Source organism: Streptomyces sp. NPDC056503, assembly GCF_042794995.1.
In the GTDB taxonomy this organism is placed as follows: Bacteria; Actinomycetota; Actinomycetes; order Streptomycetales; family Streptomycetaceae; genus Streptomyces.
Genome location: NZ_JBHTST010000007.1, coordinates 93961 through 115513, shown reverse-complemented (window position 1 = coordinate 115513; position 21553 = coordinate 93961). Strand labels below are relative to the sequence as shown.

General features: G+C 73.4%; 19 protein-coding genes. 14 read left to right on the top strand and 5 right to left on the bottom strand.

The genetic code is table 11. The features are described 5' to 3' along the window. Window positions 1-79: 79 nt before the first annotated feature. Window positions 80-1546, bottom strand: a complete 1467-nt coding sequence (locus ACFQ8C_RS03935; protein WP_383452000.1) for a S1C family serine protease — start codon at window positions 1544-1546, stop codon at window positions 80-82. Between the two features lie 187 nt (window positions 1547-1733). On the opposite strand from ACFQ8C_RS03935, the gene ACFQ8C_RS03930 reads away from it, so the two are divergent. From ACFQ8C_RS03930 to ACFQ8C_RS03920, 3 genes are all read left to right on the top strand, one after another. Next, a complete protein-coding gene (locus ACFQ8C_RS03930; protein WP_383451999.1) occupies window positions 1734-2573 on the top strand; it encodes a glycerophosphodiester phosphodiesterase in 840 nt (279 codons plus the stop codon). Window positions 2574-2672: 99 nt separating this feature from the next. Next, on the top strand, window positions 2673-3278 hold the full coding sequence (locus ACFQ8C_RS03925) for an ATP-binding protein (RefSeq protein ID WP_383451997.1): 606 nt from the start codon (window positions 2673-2675) through the stop codon (window positions 3276-3278). 422 nt (window positions 3279-3700) lie between these two features. Beyond that, window positions 3701-4678, top strand: a complete 978-nt coding sequence (locus ACFQ8C_RS03920) for a DUF5926 family protein (RefSeq protein ID WP_383451995.1) — start codon at window positions 3701-3703, stop codon at window positions 4676-4678. A gap of 218 nt (window positions 4679-4896) precedes the next feature. On the opposite strand, the gene ACFQ8C_RS03915 is transcribed toward ACFQ8C_RS03920, so the two are convergent. Beyond that, a complete protein-coding gene (locus ACFQ8C_RS03915; RefSeq protein WP_383451993.1) occupies window positions 4897-5595 on the bottom strand; it encodes a hypothetical protein in 699 nt (232 codons plus the stop codon). A 153-nt stretch (window positions 5596-5748) separates the two neighbouring features. After that, on the bottom strand, window positions 5749-6609 hold the full coding sequence (locus tag ACFQ8C_RS03910; protein WP_383451991.1) for a bifunctional DNA primase/polymerase: 861 nt from the start codon (window positions 6607-6609) through the stop codon (window positions 5749-5751). A gap of 493 nt (window positions 6610-7102) precedes the next feature. On the opposite strand from ACFQ8C_RS03910, the gene ACFQ8C_RS03905 reads away from it, so the two are divergent. Together ACFQ8C_RS03905 and ACFQ8C_RS03900 are read left to right on the top strand one after the other, a co-directional pair. Next, window positions 7103-8596 carry a PP2C family protein-serine/threonine phosphatase gene (locus tag ACFQ8C_RS03905; protein ID WP_383451989.1) on the top strand — a complete coding sequence of 498 codons (1494 nt, stop codon included), beginning with the start codon at window positions 7103-7105 and terminating at the stop codon, window positions 8594-8596. 105 nt (window positions 8597-8701) lie between these two features. Continuing rightward, a complete protein-coding gene (locus ACFQ8C_RS03900; protein WP_383451987.1) occupies window positions 8702-10159 on the top strand; it encodes an aminopeptidase P family protein in 1458 nt (485 codons plus the stop codon). 49 nt (window positions 10160-10208) lie between these two features. On the opposite strand, the gene ACFQ8C_RS03895 is transcribed toward ACFQ8C_RS03900, so the two are convergent. Then, window positions 10209-10658, bottom strand: a complete 450-nt coding sequence (locus ACFQ8C_RS03895; RefSeq protein WP_383451985.1) for an ATP-binding protein — start codon at window positions 10656-10658, stop codon at window positions 10209-10211. Between the two features lie 204 nt (window positions 10659-10862). On the opposite strand from ACFQ8C_RS03895, the gene ACFQ8C_RS03890 reads away from it, so the two are divergent. The 9 genes from ACFQ8C_RS03890 to ACFQ8C_RS03850 all read left to right on the top strand — a co-directional run bounded on the left by ACFQ8C_RS03890 (window position 10863) and on the right by ACFQ8C_RS03850 (window position 20743). After that, window positions 10863-11642, top strand: a complete 780-nt coding sequence (locus ACFQ8C_RS03890) for a hypothetical protein (RefSeq protein ID WP_383451983.1) — start codon at window positions 10863-10865, stop codon at window positions 11640-11642. Between the two features lie 144 nt (window positions 11643-11786). Then, window positions 11787-12536 carry a YcnI family protein gene (locus ACFQ8C_RS03885; RefSeq protein ID WP_383451980.1) on the top strand — a complete coding sequence of 250 codons (750 nt, stop codon included), beginning with the start codon at window positions 11787-11789 and terminating at the stop codon, window positions 12534-12536. Between the two features lie 71 nt (window positions 12537-12607). Next, a complete protein-coding gene (locus ACFQ8C_RS03880) occupies window positions 12608-13342 on the top strand; it encodes an SCO family protein (RefSeq protein WP_383451978.1) in 735 nt (244 codons plus the stop codon). Beyond that, window positions 13339-13791, top strand: coding sequence for a copper chaperone PCu(A)C (locus ACFQ8C_RS03875; RefSeq protein ID WP_383451977.1), 453 nt, complete (start codon window positions 13339-13341; stop codon window positions 13789-13791). Before ACFQ8C_RS03880 ends, ACFQ8C_RS03875 begins: the two co-directional genes overlap by 4 nt. Before the next feature lie 21 nt (window positions 13792-13812). Next, complete coding sequence (locus ACFQ8C_RS03870) at window positions 13813-15834, top strand: copper resistance CopC/CopD family protein (RefSeq protein WP_383451975.1); 2022 nt, start codon at window positions 13813-13815, stop codon at window positions 15832-15834. Next, entirely contained in the window at window positions 15835-17157 is a 1323-nt protein-coding gene (efeB, locus tag ACFQ8C_RS03865) for an iron uptake transporter deferrochelatase/peroxidase subunit (protein ID WP_383451973.1), read from the top strand. A gap of 90 nt (window positions 17158-17247) precedes the next feature. Next, window positions 17248-18183, top strand: a complete 936-nt coding sequence (gene pheA, locus ACFQ8C_RS03860) for a prephenate dehydratase (RefSeq protein ID WP_383451971.1) — start codon at window positions 17248-17250, stop codon at window positions 18181-18183. Window positions 18184-18650: 467 nt separating this feature from the next. Further along, entirely contained in the window at window positions 18651-19940 is a 1290-nt protein-coding gene (gene serS / locus ACFQ8C_RS03855) for a serine--tRNA ligase (RefSeq protein WP_383451969.1), read from the top strand. Continuing rightward, window positions 19937-20743, top strand: a complete 807-nt coding sequence (locus ACFQ8C_RS03850; protein WP_383451967.1) for an HAD family hydrolase — start codon at window positions 19937-19939, stop codon at window positions 20741-20743. Before serS ends, ACFQ8C_RS03850 begins: the two co-directional genes overlap by 4 nt. 144 nt (window positions 20744-20887) lie before the next feature. On the opposite strand, the gene ACFQ8C_RS03845 is transcribed toward ACFQ8C_RS03850, so the two are convergent. Further along, window positions 20888-21505 (bottom strand): rhomboid-like protein, encoded by a 618-nt coding sequence (locus ACFQ8C_RS03845; RefSeq protein WP_383451965.1) that lies wholly within the window; start codon window positions 21503-21505, stop codon window positions 20888-20890. Between the last annotated feature and the right edge of the window lie 48 nt (window positions 21506-21553).

Sequence of the window (21553 nt, the reverse complement as noted above, 5' to 3'; positions counted from 1 at the left end):
GTTCCACGTCCCCACGCGCGCGTGGGACGACCAGCGGGCGCGGGTACGACAGCGCGCCTCCCACGCGCGCGTGGGCCGGTCAGCTGTCGCCGGTGCGCTCGCCGAGGACGACCGTCGTCGTCGCCGTCTTGCCGTCACGCTCGTAGGTGATCTTCACGGAGTCGCCCGGCTTGTGGGTCCAGATCTCGCTGATGAGGGATGGACCGCTGTCGATGGGGTGGCCGCCGAAGCCCGTGATCACATCGCCGGGCCGCAGGCCCGCCTCGGCCGCCGGACCGCTCGGCGTCACCGCCTCCGTGCCGCCCGCGCCCTGCTCGGCGATCTGCGCGCCCTCGCCCTTGTCGTTCATGTTCACGGTCGCGCCGATCACCGGGTAGACCGGCTTGCCCGTCTTGATCAGCTGCTCGGCCACCGCCTTCGCCTGGTTCACCGGGATCGCGAAGCCGAGGCCGATGGAGCCCGCCTGCGACTGGCCGTAGCCGCCGCCGGTGGACTGGATCGCCGAGTTGATCCCGATCACCGCGCCGGCCGCGTCGAGCAGCGGACCGCCCGAGTTGCCCGGGTTGATCGACGCGTCCGTCTGGAGGGCACTCATGTACGAGGCGCTGCCGCCACCGTCCCCCGAGGCCACCGGGCGGTTCTTGGCGCTGATGATGCCGGTCGTCACCGTGTTGGAGAGGCCGAAGGGCGCGCCGATCGCGATCGTCGAGTCGCCGACCGCCACCTTGTCCGAGTCGCCCAGCGGCAGCGGCTTCAGCCCCTTCGGGGCCTCCTTCAGCTTGATCACGGCCACGTCGTAGCCCTCGGCCCGGCCGACGACCTCGGCGTCGTACGTCCGGCCGTCCGAGAAGGTCGCGGAGAGCGTGCCGCCCTCGGCCGCCGACGCCACCACGTGGTTGTTGGTGACGATGTGGCCCTCCTGGTCGTAGACGAAACCGGTGCCGGTGCCGCCCTCTCCCTGGGTACCGCCCGACTTGGCCTGGATGGTGACCACGCTCGGCAGCGCCTTGGCGGCGACCGCCGCGACCGTGCCCGGCTCCCGCTTGAAGGAGGCGGGCGCCTCGCCCGAGGCGACCGTCGTCGACGCCTGGCCGCTGTCCTCGCGCTGGGCCGCCCAGTAGCCGATGCCGCCGCCGATGCCGCCGGCGACGAGCGCCGCCACCAGGACCGCCGCCACGAGCCCGCCGGTGCGCTTGCGCGCCGGGTCCGCGGGCAGGGCCGGGACCGGCTCGCCCCAGGACGGTACGGCCGGAGGCGCCGGAGGCCAGCCACCGCCCCCCGCGGCGGCAGCCGCGGGCTCGGGGGCGTGCACGGGCGCGTGCGGGTGGGCGGCCGGAGCGGCCGCCGGAGCCGGCGGCGCGGCCGGGACCGGTGGCTGGACCTGGGTCGGCGCGTCCTCCGCGAACTGCGGGGCCGGCTGAGGCTGCGGGGCCTGCCCGGCCGTCGGCGCGGCGGGCGGCGGGGTGGCGGGGACGGGCGGCGTGGCGGGGGCGGACGGGGCAGTCGGGTCCGCCGGAACCTCGGTGCCCTCGTTCTCGGTGCTCACAGCTCGCTCTCCTCGTTCACGGCGCGGGGACGGTGACGGTCGCTCCAGGGTGCTGGGCACAGCTTTTCCCATGCGACGTCAGGCCGCGGTAAGGCGGAGCTGTGCATCCGCACCCCTTCCTTTATAACCGGACAGAACGGACAGGTGCGGAGTACCCGGGCCGCCCCGCCAATGGCACCATGACGCGGTGACCCACGCACGGCAGCAACCGCACCCCGGCCCCGTCCAGGTCGTCGCCCACCGAGGAGCCTCGGAGGACGCGCCGGAACACACCCTGGCCGCCTATGTGAAGGCCATCGAGGACGGCGCCGACGCCCTGGAGTGCGACGTACGGCTCACGGCCGACGGGCATCTGGTCTGCGTCCACGACCGCCGCGTCGACCGCACCTCGAACGGCCGCGGAGCCGTCTCCACCCTCGAACTCGCCGACCTCTCCGCGCTGGACTTCGGCGCCTGGAAGAGGTTCAAGGAGCGCGAGGACTCCGGCGAGCCCGGTGAGAGCCCCGACTGGGGCGACCCCGAGTACACCTCGGTCCTCACCCTGGAACGGCTCCTGGAGCTGGTCTCCGACGCCGGCCGGCGGGTCGAGCTCGCCATCGAGACCAAGCACCCCACCCGCTGGGCGGGCCAGGTCGAGGACCGGCTGCTCGCGCTCCTGAAGCGTTTCGGCCTGCACGCGCCCGTGGCGGCCGAGGAGTCCCCGGTACGGATCATGAGCTTCTCGGCCCGCTCCCTGTACCGGATCTCCTCCGCCGCGCCGACGCTCCCGACCGTCTCGCTCACCCAGTTCGTCACCCCCCGGCTGCGCGACGGACGCCTGCCCGCGGGCGCGTGCGTGGCGGGGCCGTCCATCCGGATCGTCCGCCACCATCCGGCCGTCATCCTGCGCCTCCAGAAGGCCGGTCACCAGGTCCACGTCTGGACCGTGGACGATCCGGAGGACGTCGAGCTCTGCCTGCGGCTGGGCGTCGACGCGATCATCACCAACCGCCCCAAGGCCGTCCTCGAACACCTCGGACGCGCCTGAGCCACGCCTCCGGGCGCCCCGCCGGGGCGGCCCGGGGGCGGTCCCGGGGCGACCCGGGGGTGTGCACCGGCGCGTTCGACGCCTACGCGATCGTCACTTGTGCTCCACCCCACCCGGAACAGGCGGTTTCCGGTCGCGGTCACCGGGGCATCCACACCGTGGCGTGGGGCGAAGGAGGTCTCGGGGGTGGCGTTGGTGGTGGCACAGAAGGTGCCCACGTCGTCGAGCATGGCCGTACCCCATGGCCCTGCGGGCGTGGGGGAAGCGCGACACCGGATGCGGGACGAGCTGTACCGCAGCGGGGTGTCGGAATCGGTCGTCGACGACGCGGTCCTGATCCTGTCCGAACTGCTCAGCAACGCCTGCCGGCACGGCAGGCCGCTGGGCCGGGGCGACCGGGGAGAGGGCGACGTGCTGGCGGCCTGGCGGCTGGATCCGTCGGGCGGGCTGACGGTCGAGGTGACGGACGGAGGCGGTCCCACGAGGCCCATCCCGTCCACGCCCTCGGTCACGGCACGCGGCGGACGCGGGCTCAACATCATCGGCGCGCTGGCCCAGGACTGGGGCGTGCGCGACAGCGCGACGGGCGACGTCACGGTCTGGGTGATCGTCACGGAGGGCCACCGCCGCGAGGACTTCGCGGCCCGGGTCGGCGCCGGTGGCTCCGGCTTCGACCTCCTCGACGCCTACGACGACCTGGACTGAGCCCCGGACCGACGGCGGGCCCCGGACCGACGGCGGCAGCCCCCGGAGCGACGGCGGGCACCTCGCCGACGGCAGGTCCCGGACCGACATCAGGTCCCGGACCGACGGTGGGGCACGCGCCCGGTGGCGCTCCCGGTCTGCCGGCGGTCACGCTCCGGGCCGGTCCCCGGCGACGGCTTCGGGCCGCACCACGGGTACGGCTGCGGGCGCCGGTCCACCGATACGGCTCCGGGCGGGTCCACCGATACGGACCCGGCCCGGTCCACCGATACGGACCCGGCCCGCGCCCGGGCCCGGGCGCCCGCGCCGGCGGAGCCCGTATCCGATCCATCGGGTGGTCGTGGCACGGCTGAGCTTCCGGCGGCGTCCGGGCGGCTAGGCTCGCGCCCGACACAGCATCGCGATCGGGAGAAAGCCACACCATGGCCAAGAAGCGCCCCCAGACGAAGGCCGGCAAGAGCGGCCAGGCACAGGTCACGAACGGGGAGATCCCGGTCGTCGGCGCGCGCGAGCCGTGCCCGTGCGGTTCGGGCCGCCGCTACAAGGCGTGCCACGGCCGGGCCGCCGCGCACGCCGCGACCGAGCACGTCCAGCGCCCCTTCGAGGGCCTGCCCGGCGAGTGCGACCTGGTCGCGCTGCGCGAGCTGGTGCCCGCCGCCACCGTGCCGCTCACCCTCAAGGACGGGCTGCCCGAGGGCGTGCCGTCGGTGACGCTGGCGACGGTCCTGCCGATGGCCTGGCCCGCCCTCCGCCGCGACGACGGCTCCGTCCTGCTCGCCCTGCAGAACGACGGCACCTCCGGCGACCTGTCCCGCGACCTCGCCGACACGCTCCAGCGCGCGCTGGAGACCGAGCCCGGCAACCCGGTGCCGCCGCGCCGCGTCGACCCGGAGGGCCCGCGCCTCCAGGAGCTGCTCGACGCCGACGCGCCCTTCGCGCCCGAGGTCCACACCGGCTTCGAGTTCTGGATCCCGCAGTCGACGGACGGCGCCGACCCCGAGGTCGCCGCCTCCCTGGAGCGGGCCAACGCCGCCGCGATCCCCACGGTGAAGCTGGACTCGGTCGACGCCGCCTACTGGTGCGAGACGCCGGACAAGAACCACCTGCGCTGGGTCATGCCGCACCCGGAGGAGCAGCTCCTCGACGCGCTCGCCCGCCTCCAGGTCGCCGGCACCACCTCGCTCGGCCCCGACACCCGTCTCGTCGGCTCCTTCCGCGCCCACGGCCTGATGGTCCCGGTGTGGGACCTGCCGTCGGCGATGACCGCCGAGGAGTGCGAGAAGCCCGCCGCCGAGTTCGCCGAGCGGCTGGCCGAGGCGCTCGCCGTGGACGCCCCGCTCACCGGCGAGGAGCGCCGGGCGCGCGGCGGCCTCACGAACCGTCAGGTCACTCTCAGCTGATACCCCAGGTGGTATCGGTGACTGACAGACCGACCAGTCGGTGACTTCCGCCACAGCGGAACCTACGGAGCGGTAAATCCCTGTCCGAATAACCGAGATCGAATTTGCGAACAGCAGATCTCTTGTTACCGTTCTGGAAGCCCGGTCGCTGGTGCATCCCCCGTCGCCAGCGACCGGGCGTTTCCATGTCCGCCCCGCCGTCGCGCCGGGGCCTTTTCTCAACTCGCTTCGTCGTCGGCCGTGTTGCTGCCTGCACGGAGCAGCAGCGGCGCGTCGCCGCCCTCGCCCTTCCCCGCGAACTCCGCCACGGCCGTGTGCGCACGGACGGCTCCCGTCCCCGGCTCCCTCGGGGTCTCACAGGTGTCCGGCTCGTCCAGCGCGGGGACCGCGCACCGCACCTGGACCGTCCGGCCACCGGGCGCCATGAGGGTCAGAATCGCGTCGATCTCGTGGCCGGTGGCGTTGCGGTAGTACGTCCGCGCCCAGACGTCCGGACCCTCGGACAGGACACAGGTCTGGGCCTCGACGCCCTCGGGCGAGGCGAGTTCGGGACCGCAGCGGCTGACCCGCTCGGGCGCCGCGGCGGCGCGCTCCCGTGGAGGCGCCTGCACCGGCGCGACGGGCCGGGCGCTCCCGGCGGTACGGGCCTCGGGCCCGAGCCCCAGGTCGCCCAGCAGCTCGCCGGCCACTCCGCCGGGCCCCTCGCCCGTTCCCTCCCCCGCTTCCGCTCCCTCGCCCGTATCCGTACCGGACGGTCCGCCGCCCGGCTTGGCGTCGCCCGCCGCGGCGCGGGACGTCGGCCTCGGTGGTGCCTCGTCCGGCTGACCGGCCTTGGCGGCCAGGGGCACCAGAACGGCGATCGCGACGGCGGTGCCGAGGCCGGCCATGCGGAGTTGCGCCGGGCTCAGCCGACTCATGCGACCCACCTGCTCTGTTCGGGGACCGGTCCCGGAGCCGGGAACGATCACGGACGGTGGGGCCGAACCTACCCGCGCCGGACGGGAGCCCGGCGGGCCGCGCGCCGGATTCCCGTACGCGTCGGCCCAGGACGCACCCGTTCGGGTGAACGGTCAGTACGCGAGCCGGCTCCCGCCGCCCGGGGTGGCCGTGCTCGCCGCGACCAGGGCGTCGACGACCGCCTCCACGTCCGGCAGCCACGGACGGGCCGAGTCGGCGAGCGGCGCCCGCTCCCAGCGGACCTGTCCGGTGCCCGCCGTGGACGGCGGCAGCAACAGATAGCCGCCCTCTCCGTGGAACCGCAGCGAGCTGGGCACGCTGTCCTTCGCGTACAGCAGCTCGCCGAGCCGTTCGAGGCCGTACGGGGCGACCAGGATCGACCAGCGGGTCGGCGTCGCCACCACCGGGCCGAGGCGCATGCCCATCGCGTCGAGGTCCCGCAGGGCGCGCGCGCCCGCGAGGGCCGGGAGGCTCACCGCGCACGGGGCGCGGCCGCCGGTGGCCAGCACGATGGGGGCGTCCGGGCGCCGGGTCCACCACCAGCGGATCATCCGCTCGTCGGTGGTGGCGGCCAGCAGACCGGGGTCGAAGGGGTGGGCGCCGGGGACCACGCAGTCGGCGTCCGGGCAGGCGCACACCGGCCCGTCGCCGCCGGTCCGGGTCGCGCCCCCGGGCCGTCCGGCCGTACGGCCGGACCGCTCGACCGCGGCACCGGCCCCGGACTTCTCCGCCCGGCCCGCGCCGGGCTGTTCCGCACGGCCCGTGCCGGACCGCTCCGCTCTGCCGGTTCCGGTCTTGGCCCGCAGACCGCCGCGACCGGAGGTCTTCGCCGTACCGGCGGGCTCTTCCAGGCCCACTCCCGGCAGGACGGGCCAGTCCCACTCGACCGCGAAGGTGACCGCCGCGTCCTGTCGTGCGGCCCTCGCCTTGCGCCGGAACCGGAGCCTGCGTCGCCTTCCGAGGATCTCGCGCATGAGCGCTCGTTCCTTTCCGTTGAACGCCGAATCCACATCACACCATGTGCAGATCTCTTCACCGTGCGTATCAGCGCGTACAGCGTCGGCGGTGCGTCGTCCCGCTCGGGGGCGGGGCCGGCCGGAACGGGGCCGGGTCACAGTCGGGTCGAAGCCGGTTCAGAACACGATCCCCGCCACGCGGGGAGGGTCCGCGGCCTGCGGCACGTACGACGCCGGGGTGCCGCGTCTCGATCCCGGGGCGCCATCAACTGCCCCTGCCTGTCATCGATTACGTACCCCACACGCTCAGAATGACGCGCTTTCAAACGACGCCAGTCGACCGCAAATGGTGCACACCGGGGGCAATTTTCAGCCAACTTCCAGCCCACTTCAACCCCTGCGCACGAGCTCCCGGAAGGTCACCCGGACACCAGAAGTCCCATGGGGACAATGCTGGACATCACTCCTCGGGTGCGTGTAGATGTGGAGACATCGAGCGGCGCAATATGACATGGGGGTTTGCGATGCCATGGCGTCAAACGCACCGGTCGGAAAGCCGACCGAGATGAGCTCCCCACATCTGCCGAAGCACCTGCAGCAGCACCTCCCGAAAGTGGCCGGAATCGATTCCACGGTTCCCGCCCCACCGCACACTAAGGCGCCCCTCGCGGGCGTCCCCGCCGCGGCGGCACCCTCCGACGCGGCCCCCGGGCCCGGCGTCCTGATCACGGACCGCCTGGCCGGCTGGGTCTCCGACCTCACCACTCTCCACGAACTCACCGAGCGGCTCATCAAGACCGCCACCCTCGACGAGGCCCTCCACGAGCTCCTCGGCGCGGGAGCCGCCCTCGTCGGCGCCCGCCGCGGCATGGCCGTCCTCGAACCCGCCGACGGCCTCGGCCCCACCACCACCATCGGCCTCGGCCTCGCCCACGCCGACCTCGGCACCATCGAGACCGTCCCCCGCGGCACCAGCAGCTACGGCCGCCTCCTCGACGGGCTCCCCGACCCGTCCGATCCGAGCCGCGTCCCCGAGCCCATCGCCATCCACGACGTGCGCACCGAGGAGGGCCTCGACCCCCGCCACCGCGAGGTCGCCGCCCGCCTCGGCTACGCCGCCAGCTACGCCCTCCCCCTCGCCACCGAGGAGACCGGCCGGATCGGCGCCGGCGTCTGGCTCTACGACGAGCCGGCCGCCCCCACCGACCGCCAGCGCCACCTCATCGGCCTCTACGGCCGGTTCGCCACCGAGCACCTCGCCCGCCTCCTCCAGGTCGAGCGGGCCCGCGTCCAGGTCTCCACCGTCGCCGAGGAGCTGCTCCCGAGCCGGCTCCCCCGCGTCCCCGGGGTCCTGCTCGCCGCCCGGCACCACACCGGCCCCCGCGGCGGTGGCGACTGGTACGACGCCCTCCCGCTCCCCGAGGGCGCCCTCGGCCTCTCGGTCGGCTCCGTCTCCGGCACCGGGCCGAGCGCGCTGGCCGCGATGGGCCGGCTGCGCGCCTCGCTGCGCGCGTACGCGGTGATGGAGGGCGAGGACCCGGTCGCCGTCCTCTCCGACCTGGAGCTGCTCCTCCGGCTCACCGAACCGGCCCGTTCGGCCACCGCCCTCTTCGCCTACGCCGAGCCGGCCCACCGCCGGCTCGTCCTCGCCGGCGCCGGCCACACCCCGCCGCTGCTCATCGGCGAGCGCCGCACCGAGTACGTGGAGACCTCGCTCTCCGCCCCGCTCGGCATGCTCTCCTGCTGGGAGGCGCCCAGCGTGGAGCTGTCCCCCGCGCCAGGAGAAACGGTGCTGCTCTACACGGACGGGCTGCTGCGGCGTACCGGCGACCCCATCGACCGGGCCTTCGCCCGGCTCCACGCGGCCGCCGCGAGCGTGCCCCGGACGGACCGGGACGACCCGGGCGCGGTCGCCGACCACGTCCTGCGGACCCTGCTCCCCGACGGCCTCGACCCGGCGAGCGAGGGCGAGGACGTGGTGCTGCTCGCCGCCCGCTTCGACTGAGCCGGGACGGCGTCCACGCGGTAACGGGTCTTCCGGCCCTGGGCCCCCTTCCGCACGACCGTACGATGGAGGGGGTTCAGTGTCGTACCAAGAGGAGGCAGACCCGTGGCCGAAGAGCTCACTCCGGAGACCCCGGACGAGGCCGAAGAGCCGATCAAGCAGCGGAAGAACGGCCTGTACCCGGGCGTCTCCGACGAGCTCGCCGAGAACATGAAGTCCGGCTGGGCCGACACGGAGCTGACCGGGCTCGCGCCGATCCCGCAGGCGGCCGAGACCGCCGCGCGCCGGGCCGCGCTCTCCGCCCGCTTCCCGGGCGAGCGCCTGGTGATCCCGGCCGGCAACCTGAAGACCCGGTCGAACGACACCGAGTACGCCTTCCGTGCCTCGACCGAGTACGCGTACCTCACCGGCGACCAGACCCACGACGGCGTCCTGGTCCTGGAGCCGGCCGGGGACGGCCACGAGGCCACGATCTACCTGCTGCCGCGCTCCGACCGCGAGAACGGCGAGTTCTGGCTCGACGGCATGGGCGAGCTGTGGGTCGGCCGCCGCCACTCCCTCACGGAGGCGGAGCAGCTGCTCGGCCTCCCCGCGAAGGACGTCCGCGAGCTCGCCGCCGCCCTCACCGAGGCCACCGGCCCGGTCCGTGCCGTGCGCGGCCACGACGCCGGCATCCAGGCCGCCCTCACCGACAAGGTCACCGCCGAGCGGGACGAGGAGCTGCGGGTCTTCCTCTCCGAGGCCCGTCTCGTCAAGGACGCCTTCGAGATCGCCGAGCTGGAGAAGGCCTGCGCCTCCACCGCCCGCGGCTTCGAGGACGTCGTGAAGGTCCTCGACAAGGCCGAGGCCACCAGCGAGCGCTACATCGAGGGCACCTTCTTCCTCCGCGCCCGCGTCGAGGGCAACGACGTCGGCTACGGCTCCATCTGCGCCGCCGGCCCGCACGCCTGCACCCTCCACTGGGTCCGCAACGACGGCGCCGTCCGCTCCGGCGACCTGCTCCTGCTCGACGCCGGCGTCGAGACCACCGAGCTGTACACCGCCGACGTCACCCGCACCCTGCCGATCAACGGCCGGTACACCGACGTCCAGCGGAAGATCTACGACGCCGTGTACGAGGCGCAGGAGGCGGGCATCGCCGCGGTGAAGCCCGGCGCCGCCTACCGCGACTTCCACGACGCCGCCCAGCGGGTGCTCGCCGAGAAGCTCGTCGAGTGGGGCCTCGTCGAGGGCCCGGCCGAGCGCGTCCTGGAGCTGGGCCTCCAGCGCCGCTGGACGCTGCACGGCACCGGCCACATGCTCGGCATGGACGTCCACGACTGCGCCGCCGCGCGCACCGAGGCGTACGTCGACACCACCCTCGCACCGGGCATGTGCCTCACCGTCGAGCCCGGGCTCTACTTCCAGGCCGACGACCTGACCGTGCCGGAGGAGTACCGCGGCATCGGCGTCCGGATCGAGGACGACATCCTCGTCACCGAGGACGGCAACCGAAACCTGTCGGACCAGCTGCCGCGCCGCTCCGACGAGGTCGAGGCGTGGATGGCGGCCCTGAAGGGCTGACCCCCGCGCGCGCTGGAGAAGGGCCCCTCCGGGGGCCCTTCTCGGCTTCTCAGGCCATCAGGAGGGACGGGCTGTCCTTCCACTTCAGGATCTTGTCGAAGCTGACCACCGCCCCGCCCCGCCCCGAGCGGCCGAAGTGGACGTGGTCGGAGAGCTCCTCGATCAGCCGCAGCCCCCGCCCGTGCTCGGCGTCCGGACGGGCGGCCGGGGCGGGCGCCGAGGGCACCGCGGGGAAGCCGGGACCGGCGTCGGCGACCTCGATGCGACAGGTCTCGCCGTCGAGGAAGGCCGTCACCCGGTACGCCTCCGAGCCTCGGCCCGCGGCGGTGCCGCCACCGTGTTCGACCGCGTTGGCACACGCCTCGGTCAGTGCCACCGACAGCTCGTAGGACACGTCGGGATCGACCCCGGCCGTCTCCATGGTGCCGAGGAACAGGCGCCGGGCGAGCGGCACGCTCGCGGCCTCGCGCCGCAGATGGAGTGACCACCAGATGCTCATGCTCCAGCCTCCCGGCAGCGGCTCGACATACCCCTAGCTATTGCCGCGCGCGGCGGTCCGTAAGCGCCCTGCGGCGTCCAGAGCGCCCGTTCGGCGGACGCGAGGGCCCCCGACCCCGGTGTATGTCCTACCGAACACCCCCAAGAACGACCTTGCGGACCTGCCTCCTGGAGGCGGGTGTCCTGGTGCGATGATGGGGCCGCCATGTCTGCCCCCGCGCTCGCTCCACGGCTGCTGAGGGCCGCGGTGTTCACCGCGGTCTGCGTCGTGCTGTCCGCGCTGGGACACGCCCTCGCCGCCTGTGCGGGCATCGCCCTGTGGACCCTCCTCGCCGGCTTCCTCGGCGTCTTCGGGGTCACGGTCCTGCTCACCGGGCGCGAGCGCTCCCTGGGCTTCGTCGTCGGCTGCCTCGCCGGCGGACAGCTCGGGCTCCACCTCCTCTTCGGCCTCGGCCAGCGGCAGCTCGCGCTGAGCGCCCAGGCCGACGACGCGCTCGTACGCATGGCGGCCAAGCTCGTCTGCGGCTCGGGCGCGGCCTCCCTCACCCCCGGCGACGCCGCCGGGATCCTGGACCGCGCCGGGATCGACCCGGCCGCCACGCAGGCCCACGCGGGCATGCACGCGGCCGGCGCGACGCCCGCGGACGCCCTGCTGCCGAGCCTGCCCATGGTCCTCGGGCACCTGCTCGCCGCCCTGGTGGCCGGCTGGCTGCTGCGCCGGGGCGACCTCGCGCTGGTCCGGCTCTTCGAGCTCTCCGAGCAGCGCGCCACCGGGCTCGCCGAGGGCGTGGTCGTGCGCTCCCTGCGCGCGGCGCTCCGGCTCGTGCGGTCCCTGCTCGCCGGTCTGGCGGCGCTGGCCCCGGCCGGTCCGCGCGGCCGGCCCCGCACCGCCCTCGACCCCTCGCCGCCGCCGGTGGCCGGGGCACTCCAGCACACGGTGATCCGCCGCGGCCCGCCGGCCGCCGCCTGCGTCCTCGCAGCCTGACGCGGTCCGCTCCAGGGGGAGCGGGACCGCGCCCGTCCGCACCCTCCGCCCGGGTCCGCCCGCGGCGTCCCGGGGTGCCGGACCGGACCGCCTTCTCTCTCGCGGGCCCGTCACGGGCCCCTTCACCGAGCCGGAGTGTCTTCCATGAACCTGTCCCGCGTCGCCCTCGCCGCCGGTACCGCCGCCGCCTCCGTCGTGCTCCTCTCGGGCACGGCCTTCGCCCATGTGAGCGTGCAGCCGCAGGGCGAGGCCGCCCAGGGCGGCTACGCGACCGTGAACATCAAGGTCCCGAACGAGCGCGACAACGCCTCCACCGTGAAGCTGGAGGTCAACTTCCCGCTCGACCACCCGCTCGCCTCCGTCATGCCGCAGCCGGTCCCCGGCTGGAAGGCCGAGGTCACCAAGGCCAAGCTGGACAAGCCGCTGACGCTGCACGGCAAGCAGATCAACGAGGCCGTCTCCAAGGTCACCTGGACCGCGGACGGCTCGAAGATCGGCCCCGGCCAGTTCCAGCAGTTCCCGCTCTCCCTCGGCCAGCTGCCGGAGGACACGGACCAGCTCGTCCTCAAGGCCGTCCAGACCTACGACAACGACGAGGTCGTGCGCTGGATCGAGGAGCAGAAGGGCTCCGAGGAGCCGCAGAACCCGGCCCCCGTCCTGAAGCTCTCGGCCGCCGGCGCGGACCACCACGGCGGAGGTGCCACGCCCACCGCCTCGGCCTCCGCCGCCACGGACGCGAAGGCCGGCCACGAGGACGAGGCCGGCGACCACACCGAGACCGCCGCGGCCTCCTCCACCGACACCACGGCCCGGGTCCTCGGCGTCGCCGGCATCCTCGTCGGCATCGCCGGCGTCGCCTTCGGCGTCCTCGCCGGCCGCCGTCGCTCGGCCTGACGGCACCCGACCGGTACGCCCGGCGCGCCCGGTACTCCCAGCACGTCCCGCACTCCGAAAGACACTCACGCATGTCCACAGAGAAGACGTCCCCGTCGCAGAGCGGCGGGGACGGCACCACAGGCCGCCCCGGACGGCGCACCCCGCTGATCATCGCCGCCGTCGCGATCGTCGCCGCCCTCGGCATCACCGCCGCGGTCGGCCTCGGCGACGACGACAAGAAGGACACCGCGTCCTCCGGCGTCGCCCAGATCGAGGGCGTCACCGAGAAGACCCGGGCCGCCACCGTCCTGGACCGGCCCTTCACCAAGCCCGACCTCGTCCTCACCGACACCAAGGGCGAGAGCTACGACCTGCGCGAGCGCACCAAGGGCAAGCCGACGCTCATCTACTTCGGCTACACCAACTGCCCCGACGTCTGCCCGCTGACGATGAGCAACATCGCCGTCGCCAAGAAGCAGCTCCCCAAGGCCGACCAGGACAAGCTCCAGGTCGTCTTCGTCACCACCGACCCCGAGCGGGACACCGCCGCCTCGCTGGCCGAGTGGCTGCCGGGCTTCGGCGACCCGTCCTTCACCGGGCTCACCGGCGACTTCTCGAAGATCCAGGCGGGCGCCCGCTCGATCGGCATCGGCATCGACCCGCCGAAGAAGGAGAAGGACGGCACCGTCGTCTCCATGCACGGCGCCCAGGTCATCGCCTTCTCGCCCACCACCGACCAGGGCTACGTCCTGTACGGGGAGGACGCCACCGTCGACGACTACGCCAAGGACCTGCCGAAGATCATCAAGGGGGAGAACCCGTGACCCGCCGCACCACCGCCCTGTCCGCCGCCGTGGCCCTCGCCGCCGCGCTCGCGCTCACCGGGTGCTCGTCCGACAGCGGAAAGCCCGAGCTGAAGGTCAGCGGCGCGTACATGCCCCAGCCCGTGATGGACATGGCCGGCGGCTTCCTCACCATCGAGAACACCGGTGACACCGCCGACAAGCTGACCTCGGTCACCAGCCCGCTCTCCGACGACGTCACGATGCACGAGACGAAGAACCAGAAGATGCAGAGCGTGAAGGCCTTCGACATCCCCGCCAACGGGGAGCTGAAGCTGGCCCGGGGCGGCAACCACCTCATGTTCATGGAGCTGAAGAAGAAGCCGAAGCAGGGCGAGAAGGTCAGCATCGAGCTGCACTTCGAGAAGGCCGAGCCGATCACGGTCGAGCTGCCCGTCGAGGCCACCAACCACAACCCGCAGCAGCACTGAGCTCGTTGACGGAGTGACACAGTGACGACAACCACCGCCCCCCGCCTCGGCACCGCCCTGGCCCGGCTGCTCGTTCTCGCGGCCGCGCTCCTGGGCGTGCTCCTCGCCGGCGCCGCCCCCGCCTCCGCGCACGCGGCGCTGACCGGGAGCGACCCCGGCGACGGGGCGGTGGTCGCCACCGCCCCCGAGGAGGTCGGCCTCACCTTCTCGGAACAGGTCGCGATGAGCGCCGACTCGATCCGGGTCCTCGACCCCTCGGGCCGGCGCGCCGACACCGGCGAGATCATCGACCTGTGCAGCGGCGCCGTCGTCAAGTACGGCGTGGCCCTGCGGGCCGGACTGCCGGACGGCACCTACACCGTGGCCTGGCAGACCGTCTCCGCCGACAGCCACCCCATCGCCGGGGCCTTCACCTTCTCCATCGGCGCCCCCTCCGCCACCTCGGTCGCGCTGCCCGAGCAGACGGCCGGCGGAGGGATCGTCGGCGCCCTCTACGGGATCGCGCGCTACCTGTCGTACGCGGGCTTCGCCGTCCTCGTCGGCGGCGGCGCCTTCGTGCTGCTGTGCTGGCCGCGGGGCGCGGGCGTCCGGCCCGTGCAGCGGACCGTCGTCCGGGGCTGGCTGACCCTCACCGGCGCCACCCTGGTCATGCTGCTGCTGCGCGGCCCGTACACCGGCTCGGGCAAGCTCGCCGACGCCTTCGACCTGGCCGGGCTCCAGGCCGTGCTCCAGACCAAGACCGGGGCCGCGCTCACCTCCCGGCTGCTCCTGCTCGGAGCCGCCGCGCTCTTCGTCGCCGTCCTCTTCGGCGCGTACGCCCGGCGCACCGACCCGAAGGAGCGCAAGGACCTCTCCTTCGGCCTGGGCCTCGGCGGCACCGTGGTCGCCGCGGGCATCGCCGGCACCTGGGCGCTGGCCGAGCACGCCTCCACGGGCATCCAGCCCGGCATCGCCATGCCGGTCGACATCCTGCACCTCCTGGCGGTCGCCGCCTGGCTCGGCGGGCTCACCACGCTGCTGGTCGCCCTCTATCGCGCGCCCTCCGTGGAGCGCGCGGCCGTCGAACGCTTCTCCCGGGTCGCCTTCGCCTCGGTCGCCGTCCTGGTGGCCACCGGCCTCTACCAGTCCTGGCGCCAGGTCGGCTCCTGGTCCGCCCTCACCGGCACCCGGTACGGGCAGCTGCTCCTGGTGAAGATCGGCCTGATGGGCGTGCTGGTCGGCATCGCCTGGATATCCCGCCGCTGGACCCAGCGCCTGGCCGAGCGAACGACGACGGGGGACGGGACGGAGCCCGGCGCGGAGGCCGACGCGGAGGCCGACGCGGAAGGCGGCACGGAAGCCGCCACGGGGGCCGGCTCGGAGGCCGGTACGGAAGCCGACTCGGAAGCCGAGGAAGAGCAGCTTGAGGAGGACCTCCAGGAGGAGGACCTTCAGGAGGAAGGGCTTCAGGAGGAGCCGGACCCCGAGCGGGCCGCCCAGCTCGCCCGGCAGCGGGCCGCCGTGGCCACCGCCCGGCGGAAGAAGGCGCGGGACGCGGACCCCGAGCGGACCGGGCTGCGGCGCTCGGTGCTGACCGAGGCCGCCGTCGCCGTCGTCCTGCTCGCCGTGACCACCGTCCTCACCGCCACCGAGCCCGGCCGCACCGAGGAGGAGGCCACCCGGACCGGCGGAACGACGGCCGGCTCGGCCGCGGTGCCCGACCGTCCGGTCGACATCCGCCTCCCCTTCGACACGGGCGGCGTGGACGGCAAGGGCGTCGTCCGGCTCAGCCTCGACCCGGGCCGCACCGGCGCCAACGCCCTGCACCTCTTCGTGGAGCGCCCCAACGGCAAGCCGCTGGACGTCCCCGAGATCAAGGTGAACCTCACCCTGGAGGAGAAGGGCGTCGGCCCGCTGCCCGTCGCCCCGGACCGGATCCAGACCGGGCACTGGAGCGCCAGCGGCGTACAGCTTCCGCTGCCCGGCGAATGGCGGATCCAGGTGACGGTCCGTACCTCCGACATCGACCAGACCACCATCGAGAAGAACGTCAAGATCGGCTGAATGCCCGTGAGCAACCCCGTGACCGGCCCCGCGTCCGACGGCACCCCCTCCCCCGCGTCCGACGGCGACCACCTCGACATCTCCCGGCGCCGGCTGCTCGGCACCGTCGGCGCGGCGGGCGCGGCCGGCCTGGTGATCGGCGCCGCCGGCGGTGCCGGGATCGCGGCGGCCGTCTCGGAGGACGGCACCGCCGCGCCCGGGGCCGGCGGCTCCCGCGCCCTCGCCTCGGTGGGGGCCACCGAGGTGGTGTTCCACGGGAGGCATCAGCCCGGGATCACCACCCCGCTCCAGTCGCGGGGCCATCTCGTCGCCTTCGACCTCGCACCGGGCTCCGGCCGCAAGGAGGCCGCCGCGCTGCTGCGCCGCTGGTCGGCGACGGCGCGGACGCTGATGGCCGGGGAGGCCCCGTCCGAGGACACCGGGATCGCGCTGGACGCGGGCCCGTCCTCCCTCACGGTCACCTTCGGCTTCGGCCGCACCTTCTTCGACCGGACCGGGCTCGCCGCCCGCCGTCCGACGCAGCTCGACCCGCTGCCCGCCTTCTCCTCCGACGCGGTCGACCCGAAGCGCTCGGAGGGCGATCTGTGGGTGCAGATCGGGGCGGACGACGCCCTGGTCGCCTTCCACGCGCTGCGCGCGCTCCAGAAGGAGGCCGGGGACGCGGCCCGGGTGCGCTGGCAGATGAACGGTTTCAACCGCTCCGCCGGGGCGACCGCCCGGCCGATGACGGCCCGGAACCTGATGGGCCAGGTCGACGGCACGAACAATCCGAAGACCACCGACCCCGACTTCGACCGGCGGATCTTCGTCCCGGCAGGGGCGACCGGCGCCCAGGACTGGATGGCGGGCGGCTCCTACGCGGTCGTGCGGCGGATCCGGATGCTCCTGGACGACTGGGAGGGCCTGTCGCGGGAGAAGCAGGAGCGGGTGATCGGCCGCCGCAAGGCGGACGGGGCGCCGCTCTCGGGCGGCTCGGAGACCACGGCGCCGGACCTGGACAAGAGGGGGCCGGACGGGAGGCTCGCCATCGCCGACAACGCCCACGCCCGGATCTCCGCCCCCGAACAGAACGGCGGTGCGGCGATGCTGCGCCGGCCCTTCTCCTTCCACGACGGGATCGACGCGGACGGCACCCCGGACGCGGGGCTCCTCTTCGTCTGCTGGCAGGCCGATCCGCTGCGCGGCTTCGTGCCGGTGCAGCGCAAGCTCGACCGGGGCGACGCGCTGTCGGCGTTCATCCGGCACGAGTCGAGCGGTCTCTTCGCCGTGCCCGGCGGTGCCGCCGAGGGCGAGTACGTCGGTCAGCGGTTGCTGGAGGGGTGAGGCCCGCCGCGGACCGGAGGCCGGCGTCCGCCGGGGGTCGAGGGCTGAGACGGGACGGGTCCGCGCGCCGGGGCGCATTAGGGTGACGGTATGTCCGCCACCCGGTACACCTACCTCGGCCCCGAAGGCACGTTCACGGAGGCCGCGCTGCGGAGCCTGCCCGAGGCGGCCACGCGGGAGCTCGTCCCCATGGTCTCGGTCCCGGCCGCGCTCGACGCCGTACGGAACGGGGAGGCGGCCGCCGCGCTCGTCCCGATCGAGAACTCGGTCGAGGGCGGGGTGACGGCGACCCTCGACGAGCTGGCCTCGGGCGAGCCGCTGATGATCTACCGCGAGGTGCTGCTGCCGATCGCCTTCGCGCTGCTGGTGCGCCCCGGGACCGCGCTGTCGGACGTCAAGACGGTGACGGGCCATCCGGTGGCCCAGCCGCAGGTGCGCAACTGGCTGCGCAAGCACCTCCCGGAGGCGGTGTGGGAGTCGGCGGCGTCCAACGCGGACGGTGCCCGGCTGGTGCAGGAGGGACGGTTCGACGCGGCCTTCGCGGGTGAGTTCGCGGCGTCGACGTACGGCCTGGAGGCACTGGTCAAGGAGATCCACGACGCGGAGAACGCGGAGACGCGGTTCGTGCTCGTGGGCCGGCCGGCCCGGCCGGCGGCGCCGACCGGCGCGGACAAGACCTCGGTGGTGCTGTGGCTGGGTGACGATCATCCGGGTGCCCTTCTGGAACTCCTCCAGGAGTTCGCGGTGCGTGGGGTGAACCTGATGCTGATCCAGTCCCGGCCGACGGGGGCGGGGATCGGGAACTACTGCTTCGCCGTGGACGCCGAGGGCCATGTCTCGGACCGTCGGGTCGGCGAGGCGCTGATGGGTCTGAAGCGGATCTGTCCGCAGGTGCGCTTCCTCGGCTCGTATCCGCGGGCGGGCGCGTCCCGCGCGGACGTCAGGCCGCTGCGGCGGGGGACCTCGGACGAGGAGTTCACGGCTGCCTCCGACTGGCTGGCGAGGGCCCAGGACGGCAGGGCCTGACCGCGATGGTGGCCGAGCGGCGCAGTTCGTGCGTTCGTTCGTCCACAGGCAGGCATTGTTAGTCCTACCTGCATACTTTTCGGTTTCCCACATCAGTTATCCACAGGCCCGGTGTGCAAGCTGGGGACAAGTCGACACCCGCCCCCGACAAGGTCGACAAATCACCCCCGTCACCCCTCGTGCGCGTGCACTCCATCCACAGGACCCCCCGCCCCATACGTCAGAACGGCCCCCTCCTACTCACCCTCCGGAGCGAGCGATTCCCCTCGAAATGGGTGCGTGAATGGCGTTTGATCACGCAATTCGGAGGTGGCGGCCCCGAAATCCACAGAACTTCCTCACACCCTGTGGATAACTTGATCCACTGGAATTCCCGGGACCACAACAACAACCCCAAATTCGGGCATATCAACACGCGCTCTCGAATCCGGTGGGGGCGCGCGAGCACACACCGGTAGCCTGGTGGGGTGATTGACCTTCGCCTGCTCCGTGAGGACCCCGACCGTGTTCGCGCCTCCCAGCGCGCCCGTGGAGAGGACGTCGGCCTCGTCGACGCCCTGCTCTCCGCCGACGAGCGCCGCAGGTCGTCCGGCGTCCGCTTCGACGAGCTCCGCTCCGAGCAGAAGTCGCTCGGAAAGCTGATCCCCAAGGCCTCCCCGGAGGAGCGCGCCGCGCTCCTGCAGAAGGCCGAACAGCTCAAGACCGACGTCAAGGCCGCCGAGGCCGAGCAGAACGAGGCCGACGAGACGGCCAGGAACCTGCTCCTCCAGCTCGGCAACATCGTCCACGAGGACGTGCCGGTCGGCGGCGAGGAGGACTTCGTCGTCCTCGAGACGCACGGCACCATCCGCGACTTCGCCGCCGAGGGCTTCGAGCCCAAGGACCACCTCGAACTGGGCGAGGCGCTCGGCGCCATCGACGTCGAGCGCGGCGCCAAGGTCTCCGGCTCGCGCTTCTACTACCTGACCGGCGTCGGCGCGCTCCTGGAGCTCGCTCTGGTCAACGCGGCCATCGCGCAGGCCACCGAGGCCGGCTTCATCCCGATGCTCACCCCCGCGCTGGTCCGCCCGCGCGCCATGGAGGGCACCGGCTTCCTCGGCCAGGCCGCGGAGAACGTGTACCACCTGGAGAAGGACGACTACTACCTGGTCGGCACCTCCGAGGTCCCGCTCGCCGCGTACCACATGGACGAGATCATCGACGCCGACAAGCTGCCGCTGCGGTACGCGGGCTTCTCGCCCTGCTTCCGCCGCGAGGCCGGCACCTACGGCAAGGACACCCGCGGCATCTTCCGCGTCCACCAGTTCGACAAGGTCGAGATGTTCTCCTACGTCGCGCCCGAGGACGCGGAGAACGAGCACAAGCGGCTCCTCGACTGGGAGAAGCAGTGGCTCACCTCCCTGGAGCTGCCCTTCCAGGTGATCGACGTCGCCACCGGCGACCTCGGCTCCTCGGCCTCCCGCAAGTTCGACTGCGAGGCGTGGATCCCGACCCAGGGCAAGTACCGCGAGCTCACCTCGGCGTCCAACTGCAACGGCTTCCAGGCGCGCCGCCTCTCCGTCCGCATGCGTGAGGAGCAGGGCGGCAAGAAGACCGTCCAGCCGCTCGCCACGCTCAACGGCACGCTGTGCGCCGTCCCGCGCACCATCGTCGCCATCCTGGAGAACCACCAGCTCGCCGACGGTTCGGTGCGCGTCCCGGAGGTCCTCCGGCCGTACCTGGGCGGGCGCGAAGTCCTGGAGCCGATCGCCAAGTGAGCGCCTTCCCCTACCGTCTGGTCGCGACGGACCTCGACGGCACGCTGCTGCGGGCCGACGAGTCCGTCTCGGACCGCACCCGGGAGGCACTCGCCGCGGTGACGGCGGCGGGCGCCGCGCACATCGTCGTCACCGGCCGGGCCGTGCCCTGGACCCGGCACATCCTCGACGACCTCGGCTACGAGGGGATCGCGGTGTGCGGCCAGGGCGCGCAGGTCTACCACGCCGGTGAGCACCGGCTGCTGACCTCCCTCACCCTGGACCGGCAGCTCGCCGGCCTCGCGCTGTCCAAGATCGAGGCGGAGGTCGGCCCGCTGGCGCTGGCCGCGAGCCGGGACGGCCTGGAGGGCGAGGTCCTGATGGGCCCCGGCTACCGGGCGCACGAGGGCCCGCTGCCGTACGTGCCGTACGAGAACCCGGCGGAGCTGTGGGCGGCCCCGCTCACCAAGGTCTACCTCCAGCACCCCACGATGAGCGACGACGAGCTGACCGCCGTCGCGCGCGCCACCGTCGGCGGGCTGGTCGACGTGGTCATGGCGGGCCCGGGGATCGTGGAGATCCTGCCGCTCGGTCTGAGCAAGGCCACCGGCCTCTCGCTGGCGGCGCGCCGGCTCGGGATGAAGGCGGCGGACACCATCGCCTTCGGCGACATGCCCAACGACATCCCGATGTTCGGCTGGGCCGCGCGCGGGGTCGCGATGGGCAACGCGCACGAGGAGCTGCGGGCGGTCGCGGACGAGGTGACCGCCTCCAACGAGGAGGACGGCATCGCGGTCGTCCTGGAGCGCCTGCTGGCGGCCTGACCCGCGTCCCGTACCGCCGGAGAAGTCCGTGCGAAGGCCCGCTCCCCCAGGGAGCGGGCCTTCGTCGGTCGCGGCCCGCGCGGATCGGGGATCCGCGCGCTCGAAGCGGCCGCCACCGGGGGATCCCCCGTTTCCCCCGCACAACTAGTGTGCGCCGGGCTGCCGTTCGGGTGCGAACGGTTTTCCGTGCCGCGGCTGCCGGGTGAGCGGGTAGCAGGCCAGGCCGATGGCCAGCGAGAGGGCGTGGCCGAGGTCGGTGAAGGTGCGGTCGGTGAGCAGCGGGACGAGGAAGAAGGCCACCGCCGCGGCCAGGTAGAGCCACCGCCAGGGCCGGGCGATGCGGTAGGTCAGGATCCCCGCGGAGGCGGCGAGGCCGTAGCTGACGCCGATGTCGACGACGTGGGCCATGCTGCGCGGCACGTCGTGGTGGGTGATCGCGTAGAGGACGACCTGCTGGCTGACGAGGGTGGCGGCGATGTGGGCGGTGGCGACGGTGAAGAGCCATTTCGGCGTGGACAGCCAGCGCTCCACAGGTGCGTGGAAGAGCTCGAAGAGGACCGCGTAGAAGAGCAGCGCGGCCGGGTCCTGGATCCAGAAGGCGCTGCCGAGCAGGGCGCGGACCGGATGGCGGGCGAGCTGGTAGAGGTTGCTGCTGTTGCGGTGCAGCAGATAGGTCTGGAAGCCGTCGGGCGAGAGGGCGAGGACGAGGCTGGTGATCGCGATGACCGCGAGCCAGAGATGCGTACCGGGTGACGAACGCACCCACGACCTGATCGGTCGGGATGGTTCGCCACCCGGAAAGGTTTCGCT